Below are 13,819 nucleotides of genomic sequence, written 5' to 3' on the forward strand. Positions count from 1 at the left end.
AAAATCGTCAGACAATTTCCGCCCTCATCGCAACTAAAAACAATCTTTCCTCCCCGCACCTTTGTTTACGGCAGTTTCCTGATACCACCAAATTGGATCGCAAAAAAATCCTTTACGACAGATTTCCAATTGTGTCAGGTTCGTTACGCCTTCATTGGGCGAGTGATAGGACGATCTCGCCAAAGATCGTCCTGTCGGACAAAAACTGTTCCATTGCTAAACAAGGAAGTGTGTTTATGTCGAAAGTTAAAACCAATGCTGTTGATTCCGCCGAACAGGCTTTCCAGCTGGCTGCCTTCAGCTCGGCGTACAACCAGATCAATAGCTTCAGCCATCAGTATGACCGTGGCGGCAACCTCACGGTCAATGGCAAACCCTCGTACTCCGTCGACCAGGCGGCTACGCAATTGCTGCGTGACGGCGCTGCCTACCAGGACAAGGACGGCAGCGGCAAGATCGAACTCACCTATACGTTCCTGACCTCGGCCTCGAACAGCACGATGAACAAGCACGGGATCACCGGGTTCAGTCAGTTCAGCGCGCAGCAACAGGCGCAGGCCAAGCTCGCCATGCAGTCCTGGGCCGATGTGGCCAATGTCACCTTCACCGAGAGAGCCTCGGGCGGCGACGGGCACATGACCTTCGGTAATTACAGCGGTGGCCAGGATGGCGCTGCGGCGTTTGCCTATCTGCCGGGGACCGGCGCCGGTTATGACGGCACCTCGTGGTACTTGATCAACAGCGGTTACACGCAGAACAAGAACCCGGATCTGAACAACTACGGTCGTCAGACCCTGACCCACGAAATCGGCCATACCCTGGGCCTTGCTCACCCTGGCGACTACAACGCCGGCAACGGCAACCCGACCTACAACGACGCGACCTACGGCCAGGACACCCGTGGCTACAGCGTCATGAGTTACTGGAGCGAGAGCAACACCAACCAGAACTTCAGCAAGGGCGGCGTCGAAGCCTATTCGTCCGGCCCGCTGATGGACGACATCGCAGCCATCCAGAAACTCTACGGCGCCAACACCACCACCCGCACCGGCGACACCACCTACGGCTTCAACTCCAATACCGGCCGCGATTTCCTCAGCGCGTCGTCGTCGAGCGACAAAGTGGTGTTCTCGGTGTGGGATGCCGGCGGCAAGGACACCCTGGATTTCTCCGGTTTCACCCAGAACCAGAAGATCAACCTCAACAGCGCTTCGTTCTCCGACGTTGGCGGCATGGTCGGTAACGTGTCGATCGCCAAGGGCGCGGTCATCGAGAACGCGATTGGCGGTTCCGGCAGCGATCTGTTGATCGGCAACAGCGTGGCCAACGAGCTGAAGGGCGGTGCCGGTAACGACATCCTGTACGGCGCTGGCGGTGCCGACAAGCTGTGGGGCGGCGCCGGTTCGGACACTTTCGTGTTCGCCGCCAGCTCGGACTCCAAGCCAGGTGCGATCGATCAGATCCTCGATTTCGTCAGCGGTCTGGACAAAATCGACCTGACCGGCATCACCAACGGTGCGGGCCTGCACTTCGTCAACAGCTTCACCGGTTCGGCCGGCGACGCAGTGTTGACCTCGTCGGGCGGCAATAGCCTGTTGTCGGTGGATTTCTCCGGGCATGGCGTGGCTGACTTCATCGTCAGCACCGTGGGCCAGGCTGCGACCAGCGACATCGTGGCGTGATGTGAAAGGAAAGCGGCGCCTCGTGCGTCGCTTTCTTCGCTTGCATCGGCCTGATCCCCGAGCAAGGCTACGAGCGGAAGTGAAATTTCCTATGACTCGATACGTTTTAACTGACACGACGATGGCATGGCTGATGGCAGTCACGCTGATGATGACCGGAGCGACAAGCATGGCAAGCAGCCTCAGACTCGAAGAACCCTCGGCATTCGCCGGGCGCTGGCAGGCCACATTGACCGGTCACAACGACACACCCGAAACGTGGTCGTTGCAAGACAAGCCGTCGAACACATGCGTTGTCGATCTTGCGCCAAACAAGACCTTGGGCGAGGGCGCCGATTGTCTGGGCGCATGGTTGAGCGAAGCCCCGATTGGTTGGTTTCCAGAACCCGATGGCATTGCCATCACTGGCAAGGAGGGTTCGAAAATCGCCTTTTTCAGCCGCCGGGGGGATGGCTCTTACGCAAGCAGGTTGAGTTCGCAATTGCTTATCTTGCTCGAACGCATCGGGCACTAAGCGGTGGCTGGGTAGTTGCGCGAAGTTGATGTACTGCAATAACCGAGCGTTATAACCGCGAAGCCGATCAACTTGTTATGAAATTGTAAGCACTACTTGCAAATGATCTTTGGCAGGTACGCGAAATATCAATGGAATGCTCGTCCGCACCGACGAGACTATGAACTCAGGAAGAATCAATGAAGATGGCGAAGTCTCCGGCCGCTCCGTTAATCAAGGCATTGGGCGACTATAAAAGCATTCTGATCAGCGTCGGTTGTTTCACTGTGTTGATCAACGTGCTGATGCTGGTGCCGTCGATCTACATGCTGCAAGTTTACGATCGGGTGCTGTCGTCACAGAACGAAACCACTCTGGCGATGCTGTCGTTGATGGTGGTCGGGTTCTTCGCCTTCATCGGCCTGCTGGAAGTGATCCGCAGCTTTATCGTCATCCGCATCGGCAGCCAGCTGGAGCGGCGCTTCAATCTCCGGGTCTATCAGGCCGCGTTCGAGCGCAACCTGTTCAAGGGTGAGGGTAACGCCGGGCAGTCGCTGGGCGACCTGACCCACATTCGCCAGTTCGTCACCGGACCGGCGCTGTTCGCCTTCTTCGATGCGCCGTGGTTTCCGGTCTATCTGTTTGTCATTTACCTGTTCAACGTCTGGCTTGGCGTGCTGGCCACGGCAGGCGCGTTGCTGCTGATCGCACTGGCGTGCCTCAACGAATACATGACCAAAAAACCGCTGGGCGAAGCCGCCGGTTTTTCCCAGCAGTCCAGTCAGTTGGCTACCAGCCACTTGCACAACGCCGAAACCATTCAGGCGATGGGTATGCTCGGCTCGCTGCGCAAGCGCTGGTTCGGGGTGCATTCGCGCTTTCTCGGCTTGCAGAACCAGGCCAGCGACACCGGTGCGGTGATCAGTTCGCTGAGCAAGACCCTGCGCCTGTGCCTGCAATCGTTGGTGCTGGGCCTGGGCGCGTTGCTGGTGATCAAGGGTGACATGACTGCGGGGATGATGATCGCCGGTTCGATCCTGATGGGTCGCGTACTGAGCCCGATCGATCAGTTGATCGCCGTTTGGAAGCAGTGGAGTGGGGCGAAGCTGGCTTACCGGCGCCTTGATGCGTTGTTGCAGGCGTTTCCGCCTAGCGACGAGGCGATGGCACTGCCGGCACCGAAAGGCCAGATCAGCTTCGAGCAAGTCAGCGCCGGCCCGCCGGGGCAGCGTGCGGCCACTTTGCACATGGTCAATTTCACGCTGGCCGCTGGCGAAGTGCTCGGCGTGCTCGGCGCGTCTGGTTCCGGCAAGTCGACGCTGGCTCGAGTGCTGGTCGGCGTGTGGCCGGTTCTGGGCGGCACCGTGCGCCTCGACGGCGCTGATATTCACCGCTGGAACCGCGACCAGCTCGGCCCCTACATTGGTTATTTGCCGCAAGACATCGAGTTGTTCAGCGGCTCCATTGCCGAAAACATCGCGCGCTTCAGCGAAGCCGACCCGCAAAAAGTCGTCACCGCCGCGCAACAGGCCGGCGTTCACGAAATGATCCTGCGTTTGCCGCAAGGTTACGACACGCAACTGGGCGAGGACGGCAGCGGCTTGTCCGGTGGCCAGAAGCAACGCGTGGCCCTGGCCCGTGCGCTGTACGGCACGCCGAGTCTGGTGGTGCTCGATGAACCCAATTCCAACCTCGACACCGTCGGCGAAGCGGCATTGGCCAGCGCCATTGCGCAACTCAAGGCGCAAGGCACCACGGTGATTCTGGTGACGCACCGTTCTTCGGTGCTGGCTCAGGCTGACAAATTGCTCGTGCTCAACGATGGCCGTTTGCAGGCGTTCGGCCCGAGTCAGAATGTGCTCAAGGCACTTTCCGGTCAGCACGAACAGCAACGCGAAAAAGCCGCACAAGCACCGGGCGGGCTCAGCATGAGCCGGCAGTATCAGCCCACGACAAGGAATTCGGGTGTATGAGCAGCGCCAGCATGAACACTGAAAACGAAGCGAACATGGAACACGCCTACCTCACCGAACGTCCGGAGCGTGATGCGAAATTCTTCGCGCGCCTGGGCTGGATTCTGGCCATCGTCGGCGCTGGCAGTTTCTTCACTTGGGCCGCACTGGCGCCGCTGGATCAGGGCATTCCAGTGCAGGGCACCGTGGTGGTCTCGGGCAAACGCAAGGCTGTGCAGTCGATGAGCAGCGGCGTGGTCAGCCGGATTCTGGTGCGCGAAGGCCAGATCGTGAAGCAGGGCCAGCCGCTGTTCCGCCTCGATCAGACGCAGGTCGCCGCCGATGTGCAATCGCTGCAGGCGCAGTACCGCATGGCTTGGGCCAGCCTCGCGCGCTGGCAGGCCGAGCGCGACAACCTCAAGCAAGTGACCTTTCCGGCCGAACTGAGCAACGACCCGGACCCGCGCCTGGCCTTGGTGCTGGAAGGCCAGCGGCAACTGTTCAGCAGCCGCCGCGAAGCGTTCTCCCGGGAACAAGCGGCACTGCGCGCCAATATCGAAGGCGCCACTGCACAACTGGCCGGCATGCGCCGCGCGCGCAGCGACCTCAATGCCCAGGCCAGTTCCTTGCAGCAACAGTTGAGCAACCTGCAACCGCTGGCCGACAACGGCTACATCCCGCGCAACCGCTTGATGGACTACCAGCGGCAACTGTCGCAAGTGCAGCAGCAACTGGCGGAAAACACCGGCGAAAGCGGGCGCGTGGAGCAGGGCATCCTTGAATCGCGCCTGAAGTTGCAGCAGCACGGCGAGGAATACCAGAAGGAAGTGCGTACGCAACTGGCCGATGCGCAGTTGAAAAGCGTAACCCTGTCCGAGCAATTGACCTCCGCCGGTTTCGACCTGCAACACAGCGAGATCCTCGCCACCGCCGATGGCGTGGCAGTCAACCTCGGCGTGCACACCGAAGGCGCTGTGGTGCGTCAGGGCGAAACCCTGCTGGAGATCGTTCCGCAAGGCACCACCCTGGAAGTGGAAGGGCATTTGCCGATCAACCTGATCGACAAGGTCGGCACGCATTTGCCGGTGGACATTCTGTTTACCGCGTTCAACCAGAGCAAAACCCCGCGCGTGCCCGGCGAAGTCAGCCTGATCTCCGCCGACCAGATGGTCGATGAGAAAACCGGCGTGCCGTATTACGTGTTGCGCAGCAGCGTCAGCGATCAGGCCATGGAAAAGCTCAACGGCCTGGTGATCAAGCCCGGTATGCCGGCGGAAATGTTCGTGCGCACCGGTGAGCGTTCACTCCTCAACTATTTGTTCAAACCGCTGCTCGATCGCGCCGGTTCCGCGTTGACCGAGGAATAAGGATGTTCGGCTGTATGAAAAAGCTTTGCATGCTGGGGGCCGCAATGACGCTGCTCGCGAGTCACTCGGCAGTCGCGGCCATGGGGCCGTTTGAGATCTACGAGCAGGCATTGCGCAACGATCCGGTGTTTCTCGGTGCAATCAAGGAGCGCGATGCAGGCCTGGAAAACCGCGCGATTGGCCGCGCCGGGCTGCTGCCACGGATCGGCTACACCTACAACAAGGGCCGCAACTCGTCCAAGGCGACGTCTCTGGATGATCGCGCGCGCAACCGCACCGATGAGCGCAACTACAACAGTTACGGCTCGGCGCTGACGGTGCAGCAACCGCTACTCGATTACGAAGCTTACGCGGCGTATCGCAAAGGCGTGGCGCAGTCGTTGTTTGCCGACGAAGCCTTTCGCGGCAAGAGTCAGGAACTGTTGGTGCGAGTGCTGGATAACTACACCAAAGCCTTGTTCGCCCAGGACCAGATCGACATCGCACAGGCGAAGAAGAAGGCCTACGAGCAACAGTTCCAGCAGAACGAACACATGTTCAAGCAGGGCGAGGGCACGCGCACCGATATTCTCGAAGCCGAGTCGCGCTATGAGCTGGCGACTGCCGAGGAAATCGAAGCGCGCAACGAGCAGGATGCCGCCTTGCGTGAGCTCGGGGCGCTGGTCGGCGTGCCGGCGGTGGATATCGGTGATCTGGCGCCGCTTGGTCAGCAATTCCAGACCTTCACCCTGCAACCGGCCAACTTCGACACCTGGCATGAACTGGCGATCAGCAACAACCCGAACCTCGCTTCGCAGCGTCAGGCCGTGGAAGTGGCGCGCTATGAAGTCGAACGCAACCGCGCCGGGCATCTGCCGAAAGTAAGCGCCTATGCCTCGATGCGCGACAACGAGTCGGAAAGCGGCAACACCTATAACCAGCGCTACGAAACCAACACCATCGGCCTGGAAGTCAGCGTGCCGCTGTACGCCGGCGGCGGGGTGTCGGCCTCCACACGGCAGGCCAGCCGCACCATGGAACAGGCCGAGTACGAGCTGGATGGCAAAACCCGCGAAACCCTGATCGAACTGCGCCGACAGTTCAGCGCGTGCCTGTCCGGAGTGAGCAAATTGCGTGCTTATCAGAAGGCTTTGAAGTCGGCGGAAGCACTGGTGGTCTCGACCCGACAAAGCATTCTGGGCGGCGAACGCACCAATCTCGATGCGTTGAATGCCGAGCAGCAACTGTTCACCACCCGCCGGGATTTGGCCCAGGCACGCTACGACTACCTGATGGCCTGGACCAAATTGCATTACTACGCCGGGACGCTGAATGAGCAGGATCTGGCGCGGGTGGACGAAGCATTTGTGGTCGCGCAACAGCCCTCACCCTAACCCTCTCCCAGAGGGAGAGGGGACCGATCCGGGGAGATTGGCGAGATGCACCGACTTGAACGAGCTGTGCTGAATCCGTAATCGACTGGTTTTCCAGGTCGCTGAATAACTGAGGACAACACGGTCGGCTCCCTCTCCCTTTGGGAGAGGGCTGGGGTGAGGGAAACGGGCGACACCGCAGGATCTGAGGCTTTGCACCGAGACGTTAATGAGCAGGATCTGGTGCGGGTGGACGAAGCATTTATGGTCGCGCAACAGCCCTCACCCTAACCCTCTCCCAGGGGGAGAGGGGACCGATCCGGGGAGATTGGCGAGATGCACCGACTTGAACGAGCTGTGCTGAATCCGTAATCGACTGGTTTTCCAGGTCGCTGAATAACTGAAGACAACACGGTCGGCTCCCTCTCCCTTTGGGAGAGGGCTGGGGTGAGGGGACCGATCCGGGGAGATTGGCGAGATGCACCGATTTGAACGAGCTGTGCTGAATCCGTAATCGACTGGTTTTCCAGGTCGCTGAATAACTGAAGACAACACGGTCGGCTCCCTCTCCCTTTGGGAGAGGGCTGGGGTGAGGGGAACAGGCGACACCGCAATTCAGCCCTGAACAAAACAACAAAAAAGAGAATGATGACCATGGACGTACGCATCAAACCGATTTCGCTCGGCACGCTATTGCTGGTGACCTCGGCAACGCAGGCGCAATACCTGGAACCCGGCCAGCCCGGCAATCCGGCCAGTTGGCGCAGTGCCGAGTTCCTGCGCGACTGGGGCCTGGAACGCATGCAGGCCGATCAGGCCTACGCAGCCGGCATCACCGGCAAGGGCGTGAAAATCGGCGCGCTCGATTCCGGTTTCGATGCCGCCCACCCCGAATTCTCCGCCGACCGTTATCACCCGGTAACCGCCAGCGGCAGCTACGTCGATGGCTCAGCGTTCAACGTCGACGGCACGCTCAACCCGAACAACGATTCCCACGGCACCCACGTGGTCGGCACCATGGGCGCCGCCCGTGATGGCAGCGGCATGCACGGGGTGGCGTACAACGCGCAAATCTACGTCGGCAACACCAACAAGAACGACAGCTTCCTCTTCGGCCCCAGCCCTGATCCGCGTTATTTCAAAGCGGTCTACGACAGCCTCGCCAATGCCGGGGTGCGGGCGATCAACAACAGTTGGGGCAGTCAGCCGCCGGATGTCAGTTACCGCACTCTCGCGGATCTGCACGCCGCCTACGCGCAGCACTGGAACAAGGGCACTTGGCTCGACGCCGCTGCCGATGTTTCCCGGCGCGGCGTGATCAATGTCTTCAGCGCCGGCAACAGCGGCTACCCGAATGCCAGCGTACGTTCGGCGCTGCCGTACTTTCAGCCGGATCTGGAAGGTCACTGGCTGGCGGTGTCCGGGCTCGATCAGAGCAATCAGCAGAAATACAACCAGTGCGGCATCGCCAAATACTGGTGCATCACCACACCGGGGGCGAAGATCGACAGCACCATTCCCGGTGGCGGTTATGCGATCAAGTCCGGTACCTCGATGGCGGCGCCGCACGCGACCGGCGCCCTGGCGCTGGTGATGGAACGTTATCCGTACATGAACAATCAGCAGGCGCTCGAGGTGCTGCTGACCACCGCCACCCAGCTCGATGGCTCGGTCACCGACGCACCGAACGAGCGGGTCGGCTGGGGCGTCGCCAATCTCAATCGGGCGATGCGCGGGCCGGGGCAATTGCTCGGTGCGTTCGACGCGAATCTGGGGGCAGGGCAGCGCGATGTCTGGAGCAATGACATCTCCGACAAGGCGCTGCTCCAGCGTCAAAACGAAGACCTCGCCGAGCACAGCGCCTGGCAGCAAACCCTACAGGACAAAGGCTGGGAGAACGGTGTCCCGGCCGGCGCCAGTCAGCAGGAGCAGACCGATTACGCGGTCGGCATGCTGCGTGATGCGGCAGCGGCAAACCGGGTGTATGAGGGCAGCCTGATCAAGTCCGGCGCCGGGCAATTGCTGCTCAGTGGCGCAAACACCTATCGCGGTCCGACTACCGTCGACGGCGGTCTGCTGACCGTCAACGGTTCGCTGACCTCAGCGGTCACCGTCAACGACAGCGGCACCCTCGGCGGCTCCGGACGCATCGGCGCGTTGACCGCCAACAGCGGCGGCCGTGTCGCACCGGGCAATTCCATCGGCACCTTGAACGTCGCTGGTGATGTGACACTCGCCCCGGGCTCGACTTACGCCGTTGAGCTGTCGCCCACCAGCAGTGACCGCATCGTCGCCGGCGGCACGGCAACCGTCAGCGGCGCCAGCGTCAGCCTGGCGCTGGAAAACAGCCCGACCTTGCTCAGCAGCGCCGAAGCGCAAAGCCTGCTCGGTCGCCAGTACAACATCCTGCAAGCGGCCGGCGGCGTGCAGGGGCAGTTCGCTGCAGTAGTGCCGAACTACCTGTTCATCGGCGGCGCCCTCGACTACGCCGCAACCGGCATTCAGCTGAATATCCAGCGCAATGCCACCAGCTTCGCCAGCGTCGGGCAAACGCCGAACCAGCGTTCGGTGGCCGCTGCAGTTGAAGGTCTGGGCGCCGGCAATTCGGTTTACGAAAGTGTGCTTCGTGCACCGACTCAGGCCTCGGCGCAGCAAGCCTTCCAGCAACTGAGCGGCGAGATTTATCCGGCGCTGGGGACGATGCTGATCAACGACAGCCGCCAGTTACGTGATGCGGTTGGCGAGCGGCTGCACGATGACTCGGCGACCCGCAGCAACGGCTGGATCAAAGCACTCGGCGCTTGGGGCAGTACCGATTCCAGCCACGACACGACCGGCTACAACACCTCGATCGGCGGCCTGCTGGCGGGGGTCGACGGCGCGCTGGACGAGCAGACCCGCATCGGTCTGGTCACCGGTTACAGCGACAGCTCGTTGAACATGGGCTCGGGCACCCATTCTTCGGCGAAAGTCGACAGCTATCACCTCGGCACTTACGCCGCACACGACCTCGGCGCCTGGCGCTTGAGCACTGGCGCGGCCTACAGCTGGCATCGCGGCGATGTGAAGCGCGATCTGCAATACGACGAGGTCAGCGCCAAGCAGAAAGCCAAAGTTGACGCGACCACCACCCAAGTCTTCGGCGAAGCGGCGTATCGCTTGCAGCTGCAAGCGCTGGCGCTGGAACCGTTCGCCAACCTGACCTACCTGCATCTGGACACCGAAGGCTTCACCGAAAAGGGCGATGCCGCTGCGCTGAAAAGCTCGGGCGATCAGCGCGATGTGGTGCTGAGCACTCTGGGCGTGCGGGCGAGCAAAACCTTCAACCTTTCCAGCCAGCAAGCGCTGGACGTCAGCGCGCGTCTCGGCTGGCAGCACAGCCTCAGCGATATCGAATCAGAGCAGCATTTGCGTTTTGCCAGCGGCGGCACGCCGTATTCCGTGGAGAGCTCAGCGCTGGTACGCGATGCCGCACTGGTCGGCGTGCAGGCCAGTCTGGCCTTGAGCAAGGACGTGCGGGTCAACCTCGATTACAACGGCCAACTGGCCAGCCGCGAGAAGCTGCATGGCGTTGGCCTGAGCCTGAACTGGCAGTTCTGATTGCATGTGTTTGAGTCACCGTGGCGAGGGGATTTATCCCCGCTCGACTGCGCAGCAGTCGCAAAACCTGATCGTTCCCACGTGCAGCAAGGGAATTGATCGTTCCCACGCTCTGCGTGGGAACGCCTCCAGGGACGCTCCGCGTTCCAATGGGACGCGGAGCGTCCCGGGCTGCATTCCCACGCGGAGCGTGGGAACGATCAAGGCAACCGGATTTTTCGCAACATCACTAAGGAAGGTCGTGGATGGATAACAACAATACCCCCGCGCAATCGGGTGGCCGCTTTGCCCTGAAAACCCTGACAGTCGCCATGCTCTGTGCCAGTGCGATGGCACAGGCAGCGCCTTACGTTGAAAACGGCCGCAGCGGCGATCCGTCGAGCTGGCGCAGCAATGAATTCAAGGCTGACTGGGGCTTGGGCGCGATCGGCGCGGATTACGCCTACGCCGCCGGCTACACCGGCAAAGGCGTGAAGCTGGGCATCTTCGATCAGCCGGTCTACGCCGCACATCCGGAGTTCTCCGGCAGCAACAAAGTCGTCACCCTGGTCACCAGCGGCATTCGCGAATACACCGACCCTTACATCCCGGTAAAGGCCGGCGATGCGTTCCTCTATGACGGTTCACCCTCGGTCGGCTCCAACGGCAAGCTCGGCGCCCATGGCACGCACGTCGGCGGCATCGCGGCGGGCAGTCGCGACGGCGGGGTGATGCACGGTGTTGCATTCGGTGCGCAGATCATCAGCGCCGATAACGGCGACCCAGGCCCGGAAGACGGCATCGTGCGCGGCAACGACGGCGCGGTGTACAAGGCCGGTTGGGATGCGCTGATCGCCAGCGGGGCGCGGATCATCAACAACAGCTGGGGCATCGGCATCACCGACCGCTTCGACCTCGGCGGCCGCGATCCGGCGTATCCGCATTTCACCGTCAACGACGCGCAATTGCAGTTCAACGAAATCCGCACGCTGCTCGGCACCAAACCCGGCGGCGCTTACGACGGCGCCATTGCCGCCGCACGCAGCGGCATCGTCACCATTTTTGCCGCCGGCAACGATTACAACCTGAACAATCCCGACGCCATTGCCGGCCTGGGTTATTTCGTCCCGGACATCGCGCCGAACTGGATCACCGTCGCCGCGTTGCAGCAGAACCCGGACACCGCCAGCGCCAATCCGTACGTGATCAGCACGTTCTCCTCGCGCTGCGGCTATACGGCGAGTTACTGCGTCTCGGCGCCGGGCACCAAGATCTACAGCTCGATCATCGAAGGCACCAACGCCGGCAACCTGACCACCAGCTACGCCAATTACAACGGCACCTCGATGGCGGCGCCGCATGTCGCTGGTTCCATTGCCGTACTGATGGAGCGTTTTCCGTACATGAGCGGCGACCAAGTCGCCAGCGTGTTGCGCACCACCGCCACCGACCTCGGCGCACCGGGCATCGACGCCTTGTACGGTTGGGGCATGATCAACCTGCGCAAGGCCATCGATGGCCCGGCGATGTTCGTGACCGAGCAGGACATTCCCGAGGAATTCCGCGTGCAGGGCGCTTACGGTTCCGGCCAGTTTGTCGCTGACTTGCCGGGCATCGGCGCGATCATCGATCAGGGCAAACCCACCGAACGCGTGTGCAGCGACATCACGTGCGGCCTCGACACCTGGCGCAACGACATCGGCGGCCACGGCGGTCTGACCAAGCAAGGCATCGGCACCCTGGTGCTGACCGGCAACAACTCTTACAGCGGTCCGACTCTGGTCAATCAGGGTCGACTGGCCATCAACGGTTCGCTGCAATCGGCGGTCACCGTCAACAATGGCGGCATCCTCGGCGGCAATGGCCGCATCGGCGCGCTGGCAGTGAACAGCGGCGGTACAGTGGCGCCGGGCAACTCCATCGGCACCCTGAACGTCGCCGGTGACGTGACCTTCGCGCCGGGTTCGACCTACGCCGTAGAGCTGTCGCCAACCAGCAGCGATCAGATCGTTGCGGGCGGCAAAGCCATCATCGACGGCGCCACGGTGAGCCTGTCGCTGGAAAACAGCCCGACCTTGCTCAGCACCGGCGAAGTGCAAAGCCTGCTCGGCACTCGCTACAACATCCTGCAAGCGGCGGGCGGCATTGAAGGGCGCTTCGGTCAGGTCTTGCCGAATTACGCCTTCCTTGGCGGCACCCTGGATTACTCGGCGGGCGGCATTCAGCTGGCGGTGGGGCGCAATGAGGCATCGTTCGCCAGCGTCGGTCTGACGCCGAACCAGCGCGCCGTTGGTGCGGCCGCCGAACGTCTGGGGGCGGGCAATGCGCTGTTCGAAACCCTGTTGCTGTCGCCCAACCCGGCGTCGGCGCAGCAGGCCTTTCAACAGTTGTCCGGCGAGATTCACCCGGCCATCGGCACGCTGCTGATCAACGACAGCCGCTACCTGCGCGAAGCCGTCGGCGAGCGCCTGCGTGAGCGTGATCTGTTCAACGCCGATGCGCCGACTGATGATCGCAGCAACGTCTGGGTCAAGGTCCTCGGCTCGTGGGGCGAGAGTGACGGCGGACACGACAATGCCGATTCCAACAGCTCCATCGGTGGGCTGCTGGCCGGTGTCGACGGTCTGATTGCTGAAGATACCCGTCTCGGTTTCGTCACAGGTTACAGCGACAGTTCGTTGAGCATGGGCAGCGGCACGCATTCGTCGGCGTCGGTCGACAGCTACCACTTGGGTGCGTATCTGGGCCATGAAATCGACGCGTTGCGCCTGACCGTCGGCGGCGCCTACAGCTGGCATCGCATCGACGTCAAACGTGATCTGCAGTTCGGCGACGTCAGCGGCAAACAGAAAACCAAACGTGACGCGACCACCGCGCAAGTGTTCACCGAGGCCGCATACGATCTGGGCCTGCAACCGATGAACCTGGAGCCGTTCGCCAATCTGTCCTACGTGCACCTCAACACCGACAGCTTCACCGAGAAGGGTGACGCTGCCGCGCTCAAGGGTGGTGAAGACAATCGCGACGTGGTGCTGTCGACCCTCGGCGTGCGCGCCAAGCGCAGCTTCGCTGTGTCGGACAAGCATCAGCTGGAACTGGGCGCAAGCCTCGGCTGGCAGCACAACCTGAGCAGCGTCGATGCCGACAGCCATCTGGCCTTCGCCAACGGCAACAGCGCGTTCACCGTGCAGAGCGTGTCGATGGATCGTGACGCCGCTGTGGTGGGCGTGCGCGCCGGGCTGGCGCTCAATCGCGACGTGCGGGTCAACCTCGACTACAACGGCCTGATCGGCTCGAACGAGAAAGATCACGGCGTCGGTCTGACTCTCGACTGGCAGTTCTGAGGCGTAACCGGCAGCGCTTCTCGGGCTGCCGGTTTTTCAAGGAAAAGGAG

Annotated in this window: 7 protein-coding genes; all 7 read left to right on the top strand. The window is 61.7% G+C overall.

Annotated features, from left to right (window positions below; genetic code table 11):
* The first annotated feature begins 236 nt into the window (after nucleotides 1–236).
* The 7 genes from ACV8MC_RS19400 to ACV8MC_RS19430 all read left to right on the top strand — a co-directional run bounded on the left by ACV8MC_RS19400 (nucleotide 237) and on the right by ACV8MC_RS19430 (nucleotide 13,769).
* Complete coding sequence (locus tag ACV8MC_RS19400) at nucleotides 237–1,682, top strand: serralysin family metalloprotease (RefSeq protein ID WP_041480283.1); 1,446 nt, start codon at nucleotides 237–239, stop codon at nucleotides 1,680–1,682.
* A 91-nt stretch (nucleotides 1,683–1,773) separates the two neighbouring features.
* Entirely contained in the window at nucleotides 1,774–2,196 is a 423-nt protein-coding gene (locus ACV8MC_RS19405; RefSeq protein WP_457263047.1) for an AprI/Inh family metalloprotease inhibitor, read from the top strand.
* A 179-nt stretch (nucleotides 2,197–2,375) separates the two neighbouring features.
* Nucleotides 2,376–4,148: a type I secretion system permease/ATPase gene (locus tag ACV8MC_RS19410; protein WP_457263049.1), complete on the top strand. Its 1,773-nt coding sequence runs from the start codon at nucleotides 2,376–2,378 to the stop codon at nucleotides 4,146–4,148.
* Nucleotides 4,145–5,494, top strand: a complete 1,350-nt coding sequence (locus ACV8MC_RS19415; RefSeq protein ID WP_071172536.1) for an HlyD family type I secretion periplasmic adaptor subunit — start codon at nucleotides 4,145–4,147, stop codon at nucleotides 5,492–5,494. Before ACV8MC_RS19410 ends, ACV8MC_RS19415 begins: the two co-directional genes overlap by 4 nt.
* 2 nt (nucleotides 5,495–5,496) lie before the next feature.
* The gene (locus ACV8MC_RS19420; RefSeq protein WP_252882087.1) at nucleotides 5,497–6,867 is read left to right on the top strand and encodes a TolC family outer membrane protein; all 1,371 of its coding nucleotides are present in this window, start codon (nucleotides 5,497–5,499) and stop codon (nucleotides 6,865–6,867) included.
* Between the two features lie 633 nt (nucleotides 6,868–7,500).
* On the top strand, nucleotides 7,501–10,446 hold the full coding sequence (gene eprS / locus ACV8MC_RS19425) for an autotransporter serine peptidase EprS (RefSeq protein WP_457263052.1): 2,946 nt from the start codon (nucleotides 7,501–7,503) through the stop codon (nucleotides 10,444–10,446).
* Nucleotides 10,447–10,691: 245 nt separating this feature from the next.
* Nucleotides 10,692–13,769, top strand: coding sequence for an autotransporter domain-containing protein (locus ACV8MC_RS19430; RefSeq protein WP_457263054.1), 3,078 nt, complete (start codon nucleotides 10,692–10,694; stop codon nucleotides 13,767–13,769).
* Nucleotides 13,770–13,819 lie beyond the last annotated feature (50 nt).

Source organism: Pseudomonas sp. PK-RTE-24, assembly GCF_054052265.1.

What these genes read in the sequence shown, in the direction of transcription:
- ACV8MC_RS19400 (WP_041480283.1), top strand. Translation starts at nt 237, where the DNA reads ATGTCGAAAGTTAAAACCAATGCTGTTGATTCCGCCGAACAGGCTTTC.
- ACV8MC_RS19405 (WP_457263047.1), top strand. Translation starts at nt 1,774, where the DNA reads ATGACTCGATACGTTTTAACTGACACGACGATGGCATGGCTGATGGCA.
- ACV8MC_RS19410 (WP_457263049.1), top strand. Translation starts at nt 2,376, where the DNA reads ATGAAGATGGCGAAGTCTCCGGCCGCTCCGTTAATCAAGGCATTGGGC.
- ACV8MC_RS19415 (WP_071172536.1), top strand. Translation starts at nt 4,145, where the DNA reads ATGAGCAGCGCCAGCATGAACACTGAAAACGAAGCGAACATGGAACAC.
- ACV8MC_RS19420 (WP_252882087.1), top strand. Translation starts at nt 5,497, where the DNA reads ATGTTCGGCTGTATGAAAAAGCTTTGCATGCTGGGGGCCGCAATGACG.
- eprS (WP_457263052.1), top strand. Translation starts at nt 7,501, where the DNA reads ATGGACGTACGCATCAAACCGATTTCGCTCGGCACGCTATTGCTGGTG.
- ACV8MC_RS19430 (WP_457263054.1), top strand. Translation starts at nt 10,692, where the DNA reads ATGGATAACAACAATACCCCCGCGCAATCGGGTGGCCGCTTTGCCCTG.